Raw genomic sequence first — 15,632 nt, 5'->3', positions numbered from 1 at the left:
CTTTCGGCATATGGTCAGGTGGTGGCGATTTCTGGTGGGCTGTAGCCGATGGTGTTGCGCCACAACGTGAGCCAGTGCTCTGTCCAGGGCCAGTGCGCTGGTAGGTGCAGGATAGGTTGGCGTTGCGGACGGGCCAGGCGGGCCGGGATAGTGATTATCTTGCGGCGCAGTGTCGCCCCGCGGGCGACCGCGTGGGCACCTCCGGCCAGGACGCCGACGGCGCGCAGCAGGTTGTGGGCGATCGCGGCGCACAGGATCCAGGCCGAGTTCGCGCCGAACCGCCCCGAGGGCATGTGCGCCAAAGGTCCGTCGATGAGGTCGGCGAACACGGTTTCGATGATGGCGTGGCGGCGATGAGTGATGTCAGCGGCGTCGACGGGTTCGTCGGAATTGGTGAAGAACGGGTGGTACCGCCACACCGGAAACAGCGCATCGAGGAACCGCGCGTCTTTGACCCGGCGCACGACCAACCGGGCGGTCACCGGAGTCTTGGTGGAACCGAAGGCTGTGTAGGTGGTTTCGGCGACTTCGGCATCGGAGATCCAGGCGCCGGTGTCGGGGTCACGCACAGCACCGGGATAGTTCACCGGGGTCCACGCGGTCTCGGGAATTGCGTCAATGGCGGCGGCAACTGCTGCGGTCTTGGTCAGCACCAGCGAGAACCGGACACCTGCTCGGTGGCAGGCGGTGACCACGGTGCTATTGCCGTAGGCCGAATCGCCACGCACCAGGATCTGCCCGGTGACCCCGGCAGCACGGGCGGTAGCGGCCGCTTGAGCGATCATGCGGGCTGCGCCCTTGCCGGAGTTGGCCTTGCCCGCCCGCAACCTCGCCCCGGCGATCACCGGCGCACCGTGGTCGGTGCTGATCGTGGTGATCAACGGTGAGAGGCCTTTGCGCAGGATCTGCCTGCCGGCGATCTTGGTGTGTCCGTAGCTGGCGCCCTGCTTGGCGTGCCCGTAGACCGGGCGTAGTAGTGAGTCGATGTCGATGAACGCCCGTCCGTCGGCGCCGGGCAACAGATCGACACGCCCGCACAGCGCGGCCAGGTGTTCGCGCAGGACAGATTCGAGCTGGCGGGCATGCCCGAAGGTGAACTCCCGCAATAAGGTTCCGATCGTCGACGGGGCGTACACACCACCGAAGAGGGTCTTCATCCCACCCGAGCGCACAACGTCTAGGTCATCAATGCTGTCCGCGCCGGCGCACATCCCGGCGATCAGCGTGGTCAGCTTCGGTGACGGATGGGCCGCGGCCGAACGGATCCGCTCACAGGTGAACCGGATCTTGTCGGCCAATAGCTGCGACAGACCGGTCTGGTCGGCCAGGGTCATCACCGGCACCAGCCCGGCGCACGACACGAGATGTGCATCATCGAAGACCGCCGACGACACGGCGAACCTATGGGACACTTGCACCGGAAGCGCCTTTCTGAACGTGGGCTGATCGAAGTGTGGTAACTCCAATCATCCCAGCTCAAAGGGCACTTTCCTTACATCAACACCCTCCGAACAGGCGATTCATCGGTGGATCGAGGGTTAGCCGCCCCGGACTTGACCCGAGACGACCTGATGTGAATTGTGTTGTCCAACAACCGTGTCAGGCCAGCTTGCTCGGCCAGGGCCATCACCGGGACCAGCCCGGCGCACGACACGAGGTTGTCCTCGTCGAACACCGCGGAGTCGGGACCGAACGTGTGGGACACTCGCACTGGAAGTGCCTTTCTTGTGCTGGTCGGATTGTTGCGTAGAGAACACCAATCTTTCCAGCTCAGAGGGCACTTTCCTCATTCCGACACCCCAACAACCAGCCCATTCATCGGTGGATCAAGGCTAAGGGCGGACGGCTCCGGCCCAGGGCGATTCCGATTTGATGATCTCCTGGATGTGGCGCCGGCAGCGCCCGCAGTCGGAGCCTGCAGTTGTTGCGGTGACCACCTTCCTGGTTGTCGAGGCACCGTCGTGCATCGCCGCGACGACGGTTTGCCGGGTGATGCCGTGACAGAGGCAGACATACATCAGCGATGCTCCGGTGCAACCGGCTCAAGCACTGCCGGATGTGTAGCGGTGTGGGCACTCTGGTCCGGATCAAGTAGCGCAGGCGAGATTCGCGTGGTGAGCCCGGTCACAGATCTGACAATATATCATTCCACTTAGCTGAACAATCCTTCGATGGACGCCGTACGGATCCGGGCCAGTCTGGCAAGATCGATTGTCAGCAATGAACTGGACGTGTGTGACCGGGTAGGAGAGTGAAGGGTGTCGGCTTCGGGGGCCAGCCGTGTGTACGGCGGGGTGACGGGTGAACAGCGAATCGCCGAGCGGCGCCGGAAGCTGATCGAAGCGGGCATGAACCTGTTCGGATCGGGCGACTCCTCTGCGGTCCGGGTCAAAGACGTTGTGGTCGAAGCGGGATTGACCGAGCGGTACTTCTACGAGAGCTTCAGCGACCTGGGAGCACTGTTCGATGCGGTCCTTGAGGTCACCATGGACGCGATCGAGACCGACGTAGAGGCCGCGGTCCTCAAGGCGCCTGAGGACGGAATCTCCCGGGTATCGACCGGACTACGCACTTCTGTTGAATCGCTCGCTGCCGATCCCCGGATGATCCGGATTGTCTTTGTGGAGGCGCTCGGCAAGGGCGGACGGGCCGGCTCCCGAAGGCACGACATACTCATCCGTGCCGCACAAAACTTCTTCAGGTGGTCAGAGTCCGGAATCGGCGACCTCGGCAGCGGCCCTGCAGAGTCCAGGCTGCGAGCGTTCTCGATGTCGGGCGCCGCTTCGGAGCTTCTGATCTCCTGGGCGGAGGGGCTTCTCGACATCTCGGCCGAGGAGCTCGCTGATTTTCTCGTCGGACTGTACTGGCGGATGAACCTTCCCTGACCTGGCTTTCGGCCACCTCGGTACGCGCGCCGGGTGACTGTCGAGATCGGATGTTCGCCCAATGCTTGACGAGCGAGAGGTCCGTTCCTAAACTGACATACATTCTTGTCAGATAGATCACATCTTCGGCCGGTGATCCCGGTGGCGGCGAGCCGTCAACACGGGCGGTCGGTTCTGATGCGATGGAATGAGTGTGCATGAAATGTGGAACGCAATCCGCAGTGACCAGCCAGAGCACGCGAATCTGTTTGCAACCGAACGTGATGCGCGGCATTTCGAGCGGCTGCTCGGAACGGTGATTCCGATCAATCGGTACACGAACGCCATCACGCTGCCAACCGGCGAACGCATCACGGTTGTTCTGGTTCGCGCTTGAGTGCAGCGGTCGGCTGAGGTCCATCGGCCCGCGTAGCGGCGAATTCTGCGAGGTACTTGACGCCGGGTGCGGTCGGAGGCAAACTGACATCTACACATGTCAGATGTGTCACAAGCGCTTCGGAAAGTGACGCAGCCGGTGCGGTGCGGACACGTCGCCGCCGTACCGGCCGGCATGTGCGGGAAGGGATGGGTGAGGCATGACGAAGTCCCCGTGTTGTCGTGATTTTCAGTTGAAGGACGAGTCGCTGATACCGGTTACGCTCCAGTGTGTCCGGCGTTGTCCGGCTCGGTCCGACTACATCGAGCTGTGTTTCGACACCGCCCAGGGCCCGTGGACATGGTGCTTCCGTGATCCCTGTGTGGCGGATGAGTGCGAGTCCGGCGGTGGCACGCTTGCGGTGATGCCGGGACCGTACGGCGCACGGGCGCGATGCTTTAACGACGGGGAGTTGGGGTTTGCCTTGCCGATCTCCGAGGCCCTGCCGATGATTCTCGGCGGATCCCAGACGTTCGTGGCACGAAAGTTGATCGAACGGGGATGGTGACCATACCGGTTCGGTGCGCCTACGCGTGTGAGACCGAAATGCGTTGGAACATTTTAACTTCGGAGGTTCCGAATGAATGATCGGTCACGGCGGCGTAGTGCGAGCCGTCGCGTACCCGGAGCGCTCTCCGGCCTGATGGTCCTGGCGGCGGTCTGCGTTGCAATGGGAACACCGGCGAGCGCGGATCCGTCGGACGCTCCGCCTCCGTTGATGCCGGAGTTCGTCCCGACCGCCAGTAACTGGGCCCCACAGTTCCCGTATCCCTATGATCAGACCCGCAAGAACGTGACCGACGCCGACATCAACGCAGAGCGGGAGATGTGCCAGTGGTTCAATGCGCGGTTTCGAGACCTGCGGGACCAGATGGACAAGTTCGGATTCAATCTGCTTCAGGCCAACAATGATTGGACGGTCGGCACCATTCAGGCCCAGGCCGACAACGTGGCCACAAACGTCGAACAGGCCGTCGCTTTCCTGACCCCGAGGACAACTGCCCTGACGATCAGTCAGGATTTCGCCGGCGACATGTACTTCCCGATCTACCAGGGCGAGCCCTTCTACCGGTTGTGGCAGGAACTCTCCAATGTCGGGGTCGGTATCCGAGCCCGTAACACCGCGTGGGTGTACGGACCGTCGCAACAGCGAGTCAAGCGCTGGGCCAGTCAGATTGAGCGGTCGCGTGTGTGTGACCAGTAGCGACTGACCTCGTCCGGAATCGAACTGGCGCAAGCGCCGCGAGCTACCCCTGATGCTCGCGAGGTCGCGGTCGGATGCGGTGACATCTGCGGATTCACCCGGTTCGGTGAGGCGGTGGCCTCGGAAGATCTCACTAGAGTGACCAGGCTGCCCTCGAGACTCGGGCGGGGTCGCTTCTTCCCGCCTCGACGGTCGTCAAAATCTTTGACGATCCTGGCGGGCACGATGACTCGAGAGAGCGGGCCGTCTCCCAACAATATGTCCCGCCGAACTTCGATAAGCGTCCTGACGGGGGTTCGCGGTGCGTGATGGCGGTCAGGCGACCTGCCACCGGCCCCCGCCGTCGCGGTAGAAGAAGTACGTCGGGCAGTACTGCGCGACTGTCTCGCCGGGGCATGGTGTGCCGTTGTACGTCGTGGTGGTGGTGTGCACCACGCTGCCGGCGGGCAATGCGCTCGACACCAGGCCCTGCGTGGACGTCACCGATGCAGTCGCCATGACCGGATACATCAGGCTGGCGCCTTGGTCCGGGTAGCCACAGCGGACACACCAGGGATCTGGCGGCGGATTGGGGTGCATCGTCGGCTGCCCGACAACGATCGGGCCGACGACCTGGACGTCGATCTGCCAGTCTGGCGGACGGCCCGCGTTGTAAAGGTAGGTGAGGGCCGCCTCGACATCAGCGTCTGCGGGAGGCGGCCCCAAATCACCTACGTCGGCATGGGATTCGGCACTGCTGACGGACGTGACGACAGAGCACATGGTGACGAAGAGCGCCACAACCGCAAGCTGGGCGGCGAATCGAAACGCCCGCTGCGTGAACCCGCAACTGAAGGGATACGGCGCGAGTGCCACGACTACTCCTAGAGGTCAATGTTTTTCCAGACCCTACTAAGCGCGATGGCAATCTGGCTAGGCCTCTTGTCAGATATGTCCGGGTGTTCTATGTTCGCGGTGTTTCGTGTCGATCCTGTGGGAGGCGGTCTGAGATGGTGTCTCGGCGTATCACTGTGGCCGCGATCATGACCGCGCTCGCGGCGATGAGCTTGGCTCCGGCAGCCGCTGCGGATCCGACGGCGGACTTGAGGTCAGCGGTCGCTGCGAAGCGGGGCGGCTGTCCTGCACTGCAATCCGACCGGGTGCTCGAAGGCGTTGCCCAGCGCGCCAACATCGAGACGCAGAACTATGCCAATCGCACGGCGAGGTTCCAGCCGATGGAGGACCCGATGCCGATGTTGCGTCAATTGTCTTACCCCGCAGGCAAGGCGAAACTGTTGGCCGGCTTTGCCAATGCTCAGAAGTTCCCTGACGCCGAACAGAAAGCCATCTACGGGGCGGCGCTCTTCGGTTGGGACACCATTCCCGATTGCACCTACACCCGTTACGGGGCGGACGTGCGCACCGACACGAACACCGGCAATTCCACGGCCGCCATCGTGTTGGCCGGCGACTGAACCGCAAGCGAGCGCTCACCGAGCCGCTGAGGTGCGGTTCCGGCAAAGTTTTCCACTCGGGAAGGTGTCCTCCCGCGATAAAGGTCGTGCCATGTCTCAGCATGTCCCTTCTGCATAATCTGCCAATAGTCAATGTCACTTATCTGGCATGGCACTTGATGGCGAGTGGGCCACGCCAATGGGCGCCTACGCCATCGACGCCGCCATTGGCAGGTATACCTGCAGGTAAGAGGTGTTTATTTGACGATTCGCCGGTCCCGGATGCGTCGATATCCCATTCAGCCGGATGCTGGCTATCTGACAATGTAGTGATGTAAGATCCCCGAAGCGCCTGAGAGGGCTATCACAGTCGGACAGGGTAACCGCCTAGATCACATCGGCGGCTCCGCCTCGAGAAGTACTTCAAAGGAACGAGTCAGCAAACAGATGGCAGTCACGAACGTAAGTGAACGTCGCGTCGCAGCCGACGCGGATCGGGGAGCGCCGTCAGGGCCTCTCCGCTCCGGACTGCATCGGAGTGCGTCAGCGGCCAGGCCGAGTTTCGACCGTGTACTTGCGGTGTTGCGGCGCCTGATGAAGAGACCGCTGGAAAGTGCCAACACCATCGGCCGCGCCGTACTCATGGCGGCGTCGGTGGTTCGCTACTTCGTCAAGGACTCAATCTCGCTGCGATTGCCGGGCGGGGAGATCATCCATCAGTGCTGGTCCCTGTACAAAGTCACGGCCTTGCCCGCGCTTCTCATGGCTATTCCGTTCGGTGGGATGGTGGCCGTGCAATCGTCGGGTCTGATCAATCAGGTCGGCGCCGCATCGATCGTGGGCGCAGCGAGCGGCGTTGGTGTTGTCCGGCAGGGCGCCCCGCTCACGGCAGGCTTGTTGATGGGCGGCGCCGCAGCATCGGCGATCGCATCGGACCTGGGCGCGCGGGCGATTCGCGAAGAGCTCGACGCGTTTCGGGTTATGGGAGTCGACCCGGTCCGAAGCTTGGTGGTGCCGCGATGTGTCGCGCTGGTCATCCTGGCTCCGGTGTTGATGGCCGTCATTCTCGCGTCATCGGTGATCGCGTCGTTCATCCTTGCGGTGACGGTCAGTGACGTGACCAGCGGAAGCTTCTGGGCATCCTTCGGCGCGTTTGCCAAGATGGTCGATGTCTGGTTCGCGATCGGAAAAGCGGTGGTGTTCGCCGCGATCGTCGGAATCGTCTCGTCGCTGAAAGGCGTTGAAGCACGGGGGGGTCCGCGCGGTGTCGCCGATGCGGTGAATGCGGCCGTGGTCGTCAACGTGGTCGGCATCGTCATCGCAAATCTGGTGATCACTCAGGTACAGACGATGTTCTTCCCGATGGCGGTGGCGTAGTGGCCGGCAGGGTAATGGCGCCGTCGCGCTATCTCGATCAGTTCCGTCCGGTCGAGCGGTTGACCAAAATGGTTCAGGCGCCGCTGCATCAGCTCGGTGGTGCGCTTCTCTTCGTCGGTCAGGTCGTCTATCTCACGCCGGTGACCCTCAAGCATTACCGCAAAGAGACTTTGGCGCGGATGATCAGCCTGTCCTTCGGCCGCGGTTCCCTTGTGGTCGACGGTGGTGTCATCAGTGTTCTGATGATCCTCGGTATCGCGATCGGCGCCTCGATCGCCATCGAGGCGTGGGCCACGTTGAACCTGTTGGGCTTTGGTGCGCTGTCGGGAATCGTGGGTGGCTTGGCCAATGTCCGAGAGATGGCGCCGCTGGTCGCCGGCATCGCGTTTGCGGCCCAGGCCGGCTGCCGCATGACTGCCGAGATCGGCGCGATGCGTATCGCCGAGGAGATCGACGCCACGGAGGCGATGGGCCTACGGGCGCTCCCGTATGTGGTGGGGACGCGGGTCATCGGTGCGTTGATGATCGTGATCCCCGGGTTCGCCCTCACCTTGTTGGTGAGCTTCTTTGTGTCCAACGGCATGATCACGATGTTCTATGGCGCGGCGACCGGAACGTATCAGCACTACTTCGTTCAGTTTCTGTCGCCGACCGACCTGGCGTACTCCACGCTGAAGGCTGCGGTCTTCTGTGCCGCGGTGACTCTGATCCACTGTTATTACGGGTATTTCGCGTCCGGTGGCCCCGTCGGCGTCGGTGTGGCGTCCGGGCGTGCGGTGCGGGCGAGCCTGGTGGCCATCATGGTGCTCGACTTCGCCCTGACCGTGGCGTTGTGGGGTCTCAAACCGACGTTTGTGTTCACAGGGTAGGGGCGGACGATGACGACGCTACTTCGTGTGGATGACCGAAAGCATGAACGAATTCTGACCTGGATCGGTGCGGGATTCGTTGTGCTCTGTGTGCTCGCAGTTCTGCTGTATTCCACAGTGATCAATCCGTCAGGCCGGCCGGCCAAGGACACGATCTCGGTGGCCATCGATACCCCGTATGTGGGACAAGGCGTCGACAACGGCACCTCTGTGATCCTTCACGGGCTGAAAGTCGGTGAAGTAAGCGAGATTTCGAAGCTTCCCGACAGCCGCGTCCGAGTAGACGTCGAGCTGCAGTCGGGCCCGACCAAGGGACTGACCGATGCGGTGGGTATCGATTTCCGGCCGGCCAACTATTTCGGTGTCACCGGGGTGAACCTGATCCCTGCCGATCATGGCGAGGTCCTGAGCAATGGCGCATCGATCAGCGTCACCCCGACGGGAAACTTCACCCTCCAGACCCTGCTGTACCGGCTGGGGGAGCTGTCGCATGACGTGATCACACCGCAGCTGATCAGCGTGGTGGACCGGGCCACCCGCTACACCGACGCGCTCAATCCACTATTCGAAACGATGATTCTGGTTTCGACCGCGGTTACGGATGTTCAGACTGTCAGCACAGAACAACTGCTGCGGAATACCGCGGCGATCAGCGTCGGTCTGCCACCGTTCCTCGACGGAGCGATCAGCGCCGGCCAGGGCTACATCTGGAACTCGGCGGGTGTGCATTTCGATCCGGAGGCGACCCGTGCGGGTAACCCGTATCTGAAGTACTACAGCCAGGAAAAGGTGGACTACTTCAACTCGGCGGTGGACGATTTGGCCGCCAACCCCGACAAGTTCGTCTACGGCCGCTTGCGTGAGTATTTCAAGGGCGCGAAGTACGACCTGTTCTCGAAGGTGGGAGATCTGGAAGGGTCCCACACGTTTGACCTGTTCCCCGTGGTGGACCAGGTTCGGGTGATGGCCGACGTGGTGCCGCGCCTGGTCAACCCGACCGACCTCGGGGACAAGCTGGGTGAACTTCGCTCACGGCTGGAACGGATGTACGCAGGGTCCGGGGATCAGCACGCCCTGCAGGTGCGCATCATGTTGGATCAGCTGCCCGGGGTGTCTGCGCCGCTGGGGGTCATGCTTGGAGACAGTCAATGAGGAAACAGCTTGGCGCGCTGTGGAAATTCGCCGTGGCGGTAGTGGTCAGCGCGCTCCTGCTCGTCGTGATCTCGAACGTGATCAGGCAACCTGTCGCCGGCGACACCAATACGTTCAGCGCGGAATTCACCGACGTCTCCGGCCTCCACGAGGGGGCCGACGTGAGGGTCCGCGGAGTGCGGGTCGGCAAGGTGCAATCCCTCGCCCTCAACCGGTCGGAGGGCCGGACTCTTGCCAACGTGCAGTTCACCATGGAACGCCGCTACAGCATCGTCCCCACGAGCCGTCTGGCCGTGAAGTTCCAGGCGCTCACCGGTTTGCGCTATATCGACGTGGCCGACGCCGCCGCGGGTGATGCCCCCGGTCAGCTGACCAGCATTCCGGCGTCGATGACGGTTCCGTCCTTCGATGTCACCGTGCTGTTCAACGGTTTACAGCCGGTGCTGGCGAAGTTGGATCCGAACGAGATCAACACTTTCACCGACAACGTGGCGACCTTCCTGGCCGGCGATGGAAATGGGCTGGGCCCGATGCTGGACAGCATCAAGCGCATGACCGCCCTGGTTTCCGACCGGGAAGCGGTGATTTCGACGATCCTGAACAATCTGAAGGTGGTCGCCCAGGGTGTTCGCGGGAAATCGGACCAGTTGCCCAAGATCCTCGACCAGGTCAAGATCGTCGCCGATTCGACGCTGACGGTTCTGGACGAATTCCGGAAATCACAGGTCTATGGACCAGCTTTCACCGGCGAGGTGGATCGGCTGCTGGTGAGCATGGGACTGGACAGCGGACCCTGGACGGCGCCGGGGTACCAGCCCGGTTGGGATCCCGAAAAGGCTTTCGACAAGGCCATCACGAATCTCTACAACGAGATGGACGGGGTCAAGCGCATCCCGGTGGTCTGGGAGAACATCCCAGAACCGCCCGTGGACGGCAATCCCGCCCCGTGCTCCAAGGGGCCGGCTGAGTTGCCGCTTCCCATGGATGTCCTTCTCAACGGACGCAAGGTGGTCATATGCAATCGCTGACGAGGGCGACAAAGGAGAGGTTGCGCAACCCCTTGTGGTGGGGCGTAACGACGATCGCCTTGGCGACGATCGTGGCCATCGTGGTCGCCTGGGTCTACATCTCGCCGCCACACCGGCAGCTCGTCACGTTCTATACCGATGACGCTGCGTCGGTTCGCGCCGGTGACACCGTGCGTGTCGCAGGTCTGGACGTCGGAACGATAAAGACGGTTTCGCTTGAACCGCAGCAGGTTCGGGTGCAGCTCTCACTCAAGGACGACGTGTTCATCGGCGACCAGACACAAGTGGAAGTCCGCATGCTCACCGTGGTCGGTGGATACTTCGTCACCCTGCTGCCGATGGGTGATCGGGCTCTGGGTCGCAAACCCATTCCGGTCGAGCGAGTGACCATGCCCTACAGCCTGATTCGCACGCTCTCGGATGCCACGAAGATCACCGATCAGGTGGCACCCCGACCCATCAACGAATCGTTGGGCCAGATTCAGCAGGGACTCACGGGTTCCAACACCGAGATCCTGGCGAAGGTCATCGACGCCGGCGACGCGGTCAGCCAGGTGCTGGAGCGTCAACGCGGTCAGCTGACCAGCATCCTCGAGATGTCCAATGAGTACCTGAAGACGATGAACAACAATCGCGAACTGCTGGAGTACCTGATATCGCGTATCGCCATTCTCGAGGAGACCATGGTTCTCTACGGTGACGGCTTCGCGGGAGGGCTCGTCGGTCTGGGCAAGATCGTGGACAAGATATTCCCGCTGATCCCCTTCTATTTCCAGCACCGGGACGACTTCATCAACCGGGTCCGCGGGGTGCTCTCAGAGTTCCAGACGGTCGCAGATCGCAATGGCGTGTTGGTGCGGTGGTTGCGCAATATCCGGGGCAGCATGCAGAACACCCTCGATGCCCAGAACCGTGGCACACCACCACAACTCCTCGCAACTGACCTGTGTTTCCCGATCGAAGGGAAGATTTGCTGATGCGGGGTCTGACAGGAACGAGCCGTGCTGCACTGACTTTGGTGGTCGCGACCGCATCGGTCTTCGGCGCGACGTCGTGTAGCAGCTCAACCGCGGACGCGGCGACCGATTACTGCGCCATCATGTCCGACAGCGTCGGCCTGTACGTGGGCAACCATGTGACTCAGATGGGGTACCCGATCGGTGAGGTACTTCGGATCGAGCCGCGGCCGTCTGACGTCAAGGTCGTCTTCTCACTGGATGCGGAAAGGCCGGTACCGGCGGAGGTGCGGGCAGTCACCCGCTCGCCGTCCATCCTCGCCGATCGCGCACTCGAACTCGTCGGGAACTACACGGATGGGCCGAAGCTGCAGCCCGCCGAGTGTATTCCGATGAACAGGACCTCGACTCCGTTGAGCATCGCGCAGATCATCGGATCGGCGACCGATTTCGTGAATGCGGTCAATCCGGAGGGGTCGACGAACGTTGCCGATTCACTCAAAGGGATCGATCAGGCGATGTCGGGCCAGGGCGACCGCCTCAATCAGTTGATGAGCCGTTCGTCGCAACTGCTGGACAGTCCTGATCAGGCGATCTCCCAGCTCGGGGAGATCACGCGGAATGTCGCCGAGCTCACGTCGATGGTGCGTGACAACCGAGAGGACATCAAGACGATCGTGACCGACCTGCCCTCGGTGGTGCCGAACGCGCTGAGCTCTCTGCAGGGCGCGTACGAATTCGATGCACCGTTCGCCGACCTCATGACCGCTGTCAACGACATCGAGGCCGAACTGGGCCCCGAGTTCCAGACCGCCTTGGATGCGACGGGTGAGCTCATGCGGATTGCCAGTCCGCACTACAAGGGCATCGCGAACATGCTGAATCCGTTGCCGCGGTGGATCAGTGGCGTCAATGGTGAACCACCTGGTGCGACAGAAGGTGGATTTGTGAAGCGGGCCAACAATCACCCGTTCATCGTGTTGCCGTACCGACCGCCGCTGTTCCGTATTCCGACGCCCAACGGGTTGTTGGCCTGCGGGGCGATGAATGCGTCGGCGCCAGGTAGTTGTGCAGATGTTGCCGGTCGTCCCTACGCGGTGGATGTCGCATTGCTGCAGTACGTACTCACGGAGGCTCAGCGGCGATGAAGATTCGCATGACTGCATTGATCGGTGCCCTGGTATGCGGCGTGGGCTTGACCGGGTGCTCGACGCTGTCGGCACTGACTGTCGACTCGGTTCCGCTGCCGGGCCAGAGCCGTTCGAACGGCTACGACATCGTCGCGGAATTCGCCAACGTCCTGAACCTGCCCGACCGGGCGAAGGTGGTCATGGACGGTACGACGGTGGGTGAGGTCAGCAAGGTCACAGAGGCCGGCACGCACGTCGACGTGACGGCCCGGATCGAGCAAGGGGTCGAAGTGCCGGCCAATGTCACCGCTGTCCTGCAACAGGCCACGGTGCTGGGGGACATCTACCTGGCGCTTGAACGTCAGACCGACGGAACGGCTCCGGCACCGCCTTTACCCGCTGATGGGCGAATCCCTCTGGTACAAACCATTTCCCCGCCTCAGCTCGAGGACACCATCGCCAACCTCGCGAACTTCATCGGGAGTGGTTCCATCCAGCGGGCTCAGAACACACTGGTGAAGCTGAACCACATCACTCCTCCCAAGGAGGAGGTGCGGCGGGTGGTGTCGCAAGTGACCACTGATCTGAACCAACTGGCCGACAATCTGGACACGGTCGACATCCTGATCAACAGCATGCAGCAGACATCGACGGTGGTTTCCACGTGGGCCCCCCAGATGAGCTTCTGGTTCACCCCGGAGGGGGTACAGGCCTTCGAACGGTCGACCGTCATCGCCCGCGAGGTCGGTAACCTGCTGCCATCGATCGGCAGCATCTACAGCAAGGGGTACTGGCTGGTCCCGACGTTCTCCTCCGGCGCGAACGCGATGGGGGCGATCAAGGGTGCCAAGCAGGTCGTGGAGCATGAATACCCGCTGTGGCGGAAGTTCATCAATGAGTCTTATCTCGCGCAGGAGAAGCACCCGGCGATCAACATCACCTCGATCGTCGGCCCTGACGGACGGGAGCTGTCCGGCGATGTCGAACAGGTGCTGAGGATGCTAGGAGCTGTCCCGTGATCCTCAGAGCTACAGCGGTATTCGTTTCCTTTGCAGTCATGATCGGCGCCTTTTTGGTCTACGTCGCGAACCTGGGTGTCCGGATAGCGCCGCCCGACAACCGGACGAACCTCGCCATGGATGTCCCCGATGTGAACAACCTGGTCGCCGGCTCCAATGTGCTGTTGCGCGGCGTCCCCGTCGGCAAGGTCGACCGGATCGACACCTCGATTTCGAATGCGACTGTGCACTTCTACATCGACAACAAGTTCACGGTTCCCGGTGACAGCCTTGTCCGGTTGGAGAATCTCTCCGCGCTCGGCGAGTCCTACCTGGAGCTTGAGCCCCAGAAGACCGGTGGGCCGGCGTTCTTCGATGGACAGCGGATCGCGCCGGAATCCATCGTGGCGCCGAAGTCGATCTCCGAACTCGGCGCTACGGTGGTCCGGACCCTCAAGCAGCTAGACCCTGGCCAGCTTCAGAATGTCGTCAACCAGGCCGACGCCGCGTTGCCCGATCCGTACACCGTTCTGCCGAATCTGGAGCGCGCCGGAAAGGTTCTGCACAACACCACCACCGGACTCAACGGACAGGGCAGGCGGGCACTGGAAAACCTCCAAAGCCTGCTGGAGAATGCGGGATTCGTGGGTTCCCTGCTTGCTCAGCCCGCCCCCGCGCTGAAAGAGCTGGGCCCTCAGATCTCCAAGATGTGGGATGCGGGTGTCAGTTTCACGCTGCGCAATGACATGCCGGGCGACGTCTATGTTTTCGGAAAGTTCATGCAGCGGCTTCAGCAGTTCCTGGATGACCGGGGCCCGGACCTGCGGGTGCTGACCGAGCCACTGACGCCCAACGTTCAGGCGATTGCCAGCGCTCTGAGCAATGTGGACAGCAGCCAAATCCTCACCAACCTGCTGGCGGCAACGCCGCCAGACGGCGCGATCGAGTTGCACGTGACGCTTCCACAGAACGGTCAACCCGTCCCGCCACCCGATCAGCCTGCTCCACCGGTCGATCAACCTGTTCCACCGGTCGAACAACCCGTCCTCCCGGCCGGCGGCTGAGGGTTCGGGTGTTGAAAGACAGTGAAACTACAACACGGAAGTTGGTGAGGCTGTGAACATCACCGCCGTAAAAAGCAGCAAGACAACAGACGTCGACGAGCCGGTCGAGGAGTCGGACGTGGTGTCCGAGGAAGCCCAGGCCACTGACGATCTGGACGTCGACGTCGCGGGCAAGGGTTCGACCCTCCGCAACGAACGCAGGATCTCCCTATCGGTCCGCAGCCTGTCGCTCGGGGTGCTCATCACCGCACTGGTTGCCGCACTCGGTGTGATGGCCTGGTTGTACATCGGTGCCAACGGCAAGGTCGACGCTCAGACTCAACAGGCGACCGACAACGCACATGCCGAGCAGATCGCGCTCGACTATGCGGTTCGGGCCGCGGTCATGGATTACAAGGACCTGGGTCCGTGGAAGCGTGCCTTGGTCGACGGGACTACGCCCGAGCTGGGCAAGAAACTCACCGATGCGGCGAACGCGATGGAGCAGATTCTGCTTCCGCTGCAGTGGTCGTCCACGGCTGAGCCGATTGCTGCCAAGGTCAGATCGCACGACAACGGCGTCTACGTCGTGGATTCGTTCGTCAGCGTCATGACCAAGACGGTGCAGGCCCCACAGAACCTTCAGTCGACCGCCACCTACTCGGTGACCATCAACCCGGCCGACGGATGGAAGATCAGCGACGTGGGCGGCATCGGACAGGTCGTGGGCGACAAGTGACGCGTCGCTACCGGTCGGGTGTCCTGGGAGTCGGGGTCGCCGTCGGCCTCAGCGTGGCTTCCGGCGTCCTCGGTATCGGCCTGGCCCACGCCGGTCCCGACTCCTATGTCAAGAAGCTCAACGACGCCGGGATCAACACTCCACGTGGTGAGTATGAGCTCAAGGAGTGGGGCTACGAGGTATGTGAACTTCGGAAGCGGGGCAAGCCGCCACGACAGTGGGTGGAGCAGTCGGTATTTCAAGATGCCCTTCACCCGCCCTATGGGTTGTCCATCGAGCAGGCAAACTTCATTGTCGACACCGCAATCAGAGAGCTGTGCGACGACCGCGACGGACCTCCACCCTGGGAGCCACTTCCATAAGGCCAATACTGCGACACAGTTGATTTCGATTTGCCGCGTAG

17 protein-coding genes and 1 pseudogene are annotated in these 15,632 nt (G+C 62.2%); 14 read left to right on the top strand and 4 right to left on the bottom strand.

Annotated features, from left to right (window positions below; genetic code table 11):
* Positions 1 to 14: 14 nt before the first annotated feature.
* The 3 genes and pseudogenes from ACNQVK_RS29460 to ACNQVK_RS29450 form a co-directional block, all read right to left on the bottom strand.
* On the bottom strand, positions 15 to 1,418 hold the full coding sequence (locus ACNQVK_RS29460) for an IS1380 family transposase (RefSeq protein WP_065204061.1): 1,404 nt from the start codon (positions 1,416 to 1,418) through the stop codon (positions 15 to 17).
* Positions 1,419 to 1,534: 116 nt separating this feature from the next.
* Positions 1,535 to 1,711 (bottom strand): annotated as a pseudogene (locus tag ACNQVK_RS29455) (IS1380 family transposase); the annotation flags it as partial.
* 121 nt (positions 1,712 to 1,832) lie between these two features.
* Positions 1,833 to 2,018: a (2Fe-2S)-binding protein gene (locus ACNQVK_RS29450; protein ID WP_418032348.1), complete on the bottom strand. Its 186-nt coding sequence runs from the start codon at positions 2,016 to 2,018 to the stop codon at positions 1,833 to 1,835.
* A 240-nt stretch (positions 2,019 to 2,258) separates the two neighbouring features.
* Between ACNQVK_RS29450 and ACNQVK_RS29445 the strand changes: the two genes are divergently transcribed.
* From ACNQVK_RS29445 to ACNQVK_RS29435, 3 genes are all read left to right on the top strand, one after another.
* A complete protein-coding gene (locus ACNQVK_RS29445; protein WP_418032347.1) occupies positions 2,259 to 2,885 on the top strand; it encodes a TetR/AcrR family transcriptional regulator in 627 nt (208 codons plus the stop codon).
* Positions 2,886 to 3,087: 202 nt separating this feature from the next.
* Positions 3,088 to 3,261 carry a hypothetical protein gene (locus tag ACNQVK_RS29440; protein WP_154660293.1) on the top strand — a complete coding sequence of 58 codons (174 nt, stop codon included), beginning with the start codon at positions 3,088 to 3,090 and terminating at the stop codon, positions 3,259 to 3,261.
* Between the two features lie 709 nt (positions 3,262 to 3,970).
* Positions 3,971 to 4,504: a hypothetical protein gene (locus ACNQVK_RS29435; protein WP_418032346.1), complete on the top strand. Its 534-nt coding sequence runs from the start codon at positions 3,971 to 3,973 to the stop codon at positions 4,502 to 4,504.
* A 315-nt stretch (positions 4,505 to 4,819) separates the two neighbouring features.
* On the opposite strand, the gene ACNQVK_RS29430 is transcribed toward ACNQVK_RS29435, so the two are convergent.
* Positions 4,820 to 5,359, bottom strand: a complete 540-nt coding sequence (locus ACNQVK_RS29430; protein ID WP_418032345.1) for a hypothetical protein — start codon at positions 5,357 to 5,359, stop codon at positions 4,820 to 4,822.
* Positions 5,360 to 5,514: 155 nt separating this feature from the next.
* On the opposite strand from ACNQVK_RS29430, the gene ACNQVK_RS29425 reads away from it, so the two are divergent.
* From ACNQVK_RS29425 to ACNQVK_RS29375, 11 genes are all read left to right on the top strand, one after another.
* Positions 5,515 to 5,958 carry a hypothetical protein gene (locus ACNQVK_RS29425; protein ID WP_418032344.1) on the top strand — a complete coding sequence of 148 codons (444 nt, stop codon included), beginning with the start codon at positions 5,515 to 5,517 and terminating at the stop codon, positions 5,956 to 5,958.
* A gap of 573 nt (positions 5,959 to 6,531) precedes the next feature.
* Positions 6,532 to 7,314, top strand: coding sequence for an MlaE family ABC transporter permease (locus tag ACNQVK_RS29420; RefSeq protein ID WP_418034412.1), 783 nt, complete (start codon positions 6,532 to 6,534; stop codon positions 7,312 to 7,314).
* 68 nt (positions 7,315 to 7,382) lie between these two features.
* Positions 7,383 to 8,183, top strand: coding sequence for an ABC transporter permease (locus tag ACNQVK_RS29415; protein WP_418034410.1), 801 nt, complete (start codon positions 7,383 to 7,385; stop codon positions 8,181 to 8,183).
* Between the two features lie 27 nt (positions 8,184 to 8,210).
* The gene (locus tag ACNQVK_RS29410) at positions 8,211 to 9,335 is read left to right on the top strand and encodes a mammalian cell entry protein (RefSeq protein WP_418032343.1); all 1,125 of its coding nucleotides are present in this window, start codon (positions 8,211 to 8,213) and stop codon (positions 9,333 to 9,335) included.
* Complete coding sequence (locus ACNQVK_RS29405) at positions 9,332 to 10,363, top strand: MlaD family protein (RefSeq protein WP_418032342.1); 1,032 nt, start codon at positions 9,332 to 9,334, stop codon at positions 10,361 to 10,363. The genes ACNQVK_RS29410 and ACNQVK_RS29405 overlap by 4 nt, the downstream gene beginning before the upstream one ends.
* The gene (locus tag ACNQVK_RS29400) at positions 10,351 to 11,340 is read left to right on the top strand and encodes an MlaD family protein (protein WP_418032341.1); all 990 of its coding nucleotides are present in this window, start codon (positions 10,351 to 10,353) and stop codon (positions 11,338 to 11,340) included. The genes ACNQVK_RS29405 and ACNQVK_RS29400 overlap by 13 nt, the downstream gene beginning before the upstream one ends.
* Positions 11,340 to 12,467: an MCE family protein gene (locus tag ACNQVK_RS29395; RefSeq protein WP_418032340.1), complete on the top strand. Its 1,128-nt coding sequence runs from the start codon at positions 11,340 to 11,342 to the stop codon at positions 12,465 to 12,467. Before ACNQVK_RS29400 ends, ACNQVK_RS29395 begins: the two co-directional genes overlap by 1 nt.
* Before the next feature lie 8 nt (positions 12,468 to 12,475).
* The gene (locus ACNQVK_RS29390) at positions 12,476 to 13,468 is read left to right on the top strand and encodes an MlaD family protein (RefSeq protein WP_418032339.1); all 993 of its coding nucleotides are present in this window, start codon (positions 12,476 to 12,478) and stop codon (positions 13,466 to 13,468) included.
* A gap of 38 nt (positions 13,469 to 13,506) precedes the next feature.
* Positions 13,507 to 14,511: an MlaD family protein gene (locus ACNQVK_RS29385; protein WP_418032338.1), complete on the top strand. Its 1,005-nt coding sequence runs from the start codon at positions 13,507 to 13,509 to the stop codon at positions 14,509 to 14,511.
* A gap of 52 nt (positions 14,512 to 14,563) precedes the next feature.
* Complete coding sequence (locus ACNQVK_RS29380) at positions 14,564 to 15,229, top strand: hypothetical protein (RefSeq protein ID WP_418032337.1); 666 nt, start codon at positions 14,564 to 14,566, stop codon at positions 15,227 to 15,229.
* Positions 15,226 to 15,591, top strand: a complete 366-nt coding sequence (locus ACNQVK_RS29375; protein ID WP_409550356.1) for a DUF732 domain-containing protein — start codon at positions 15,226 to 15,228, stop codon at positions 15,589 to 15,591. Before ACNQVK_RS29380 ends, ACNQVK_RS29375 begins: the two co-directional genes overlap by 4 nt.
* Positions 15,592 to 15,632: the final 41 nt, after the last annotated feature.

Source organism: Mycobacterium sp. 134, assembly GCF_048282715.1.
Classification (GTDB): domain Bacteria; phylum Actinomycetota; class Actinomycetes; order Mycobacteriales; family Mycobacteriaceae; genus Mycobacterium; species Mycobacterium septicum.
Note: the sequence above shows the minus strand (reverse complement) of the source record. Positions and strands in the feature narration are given on the sequence as shown.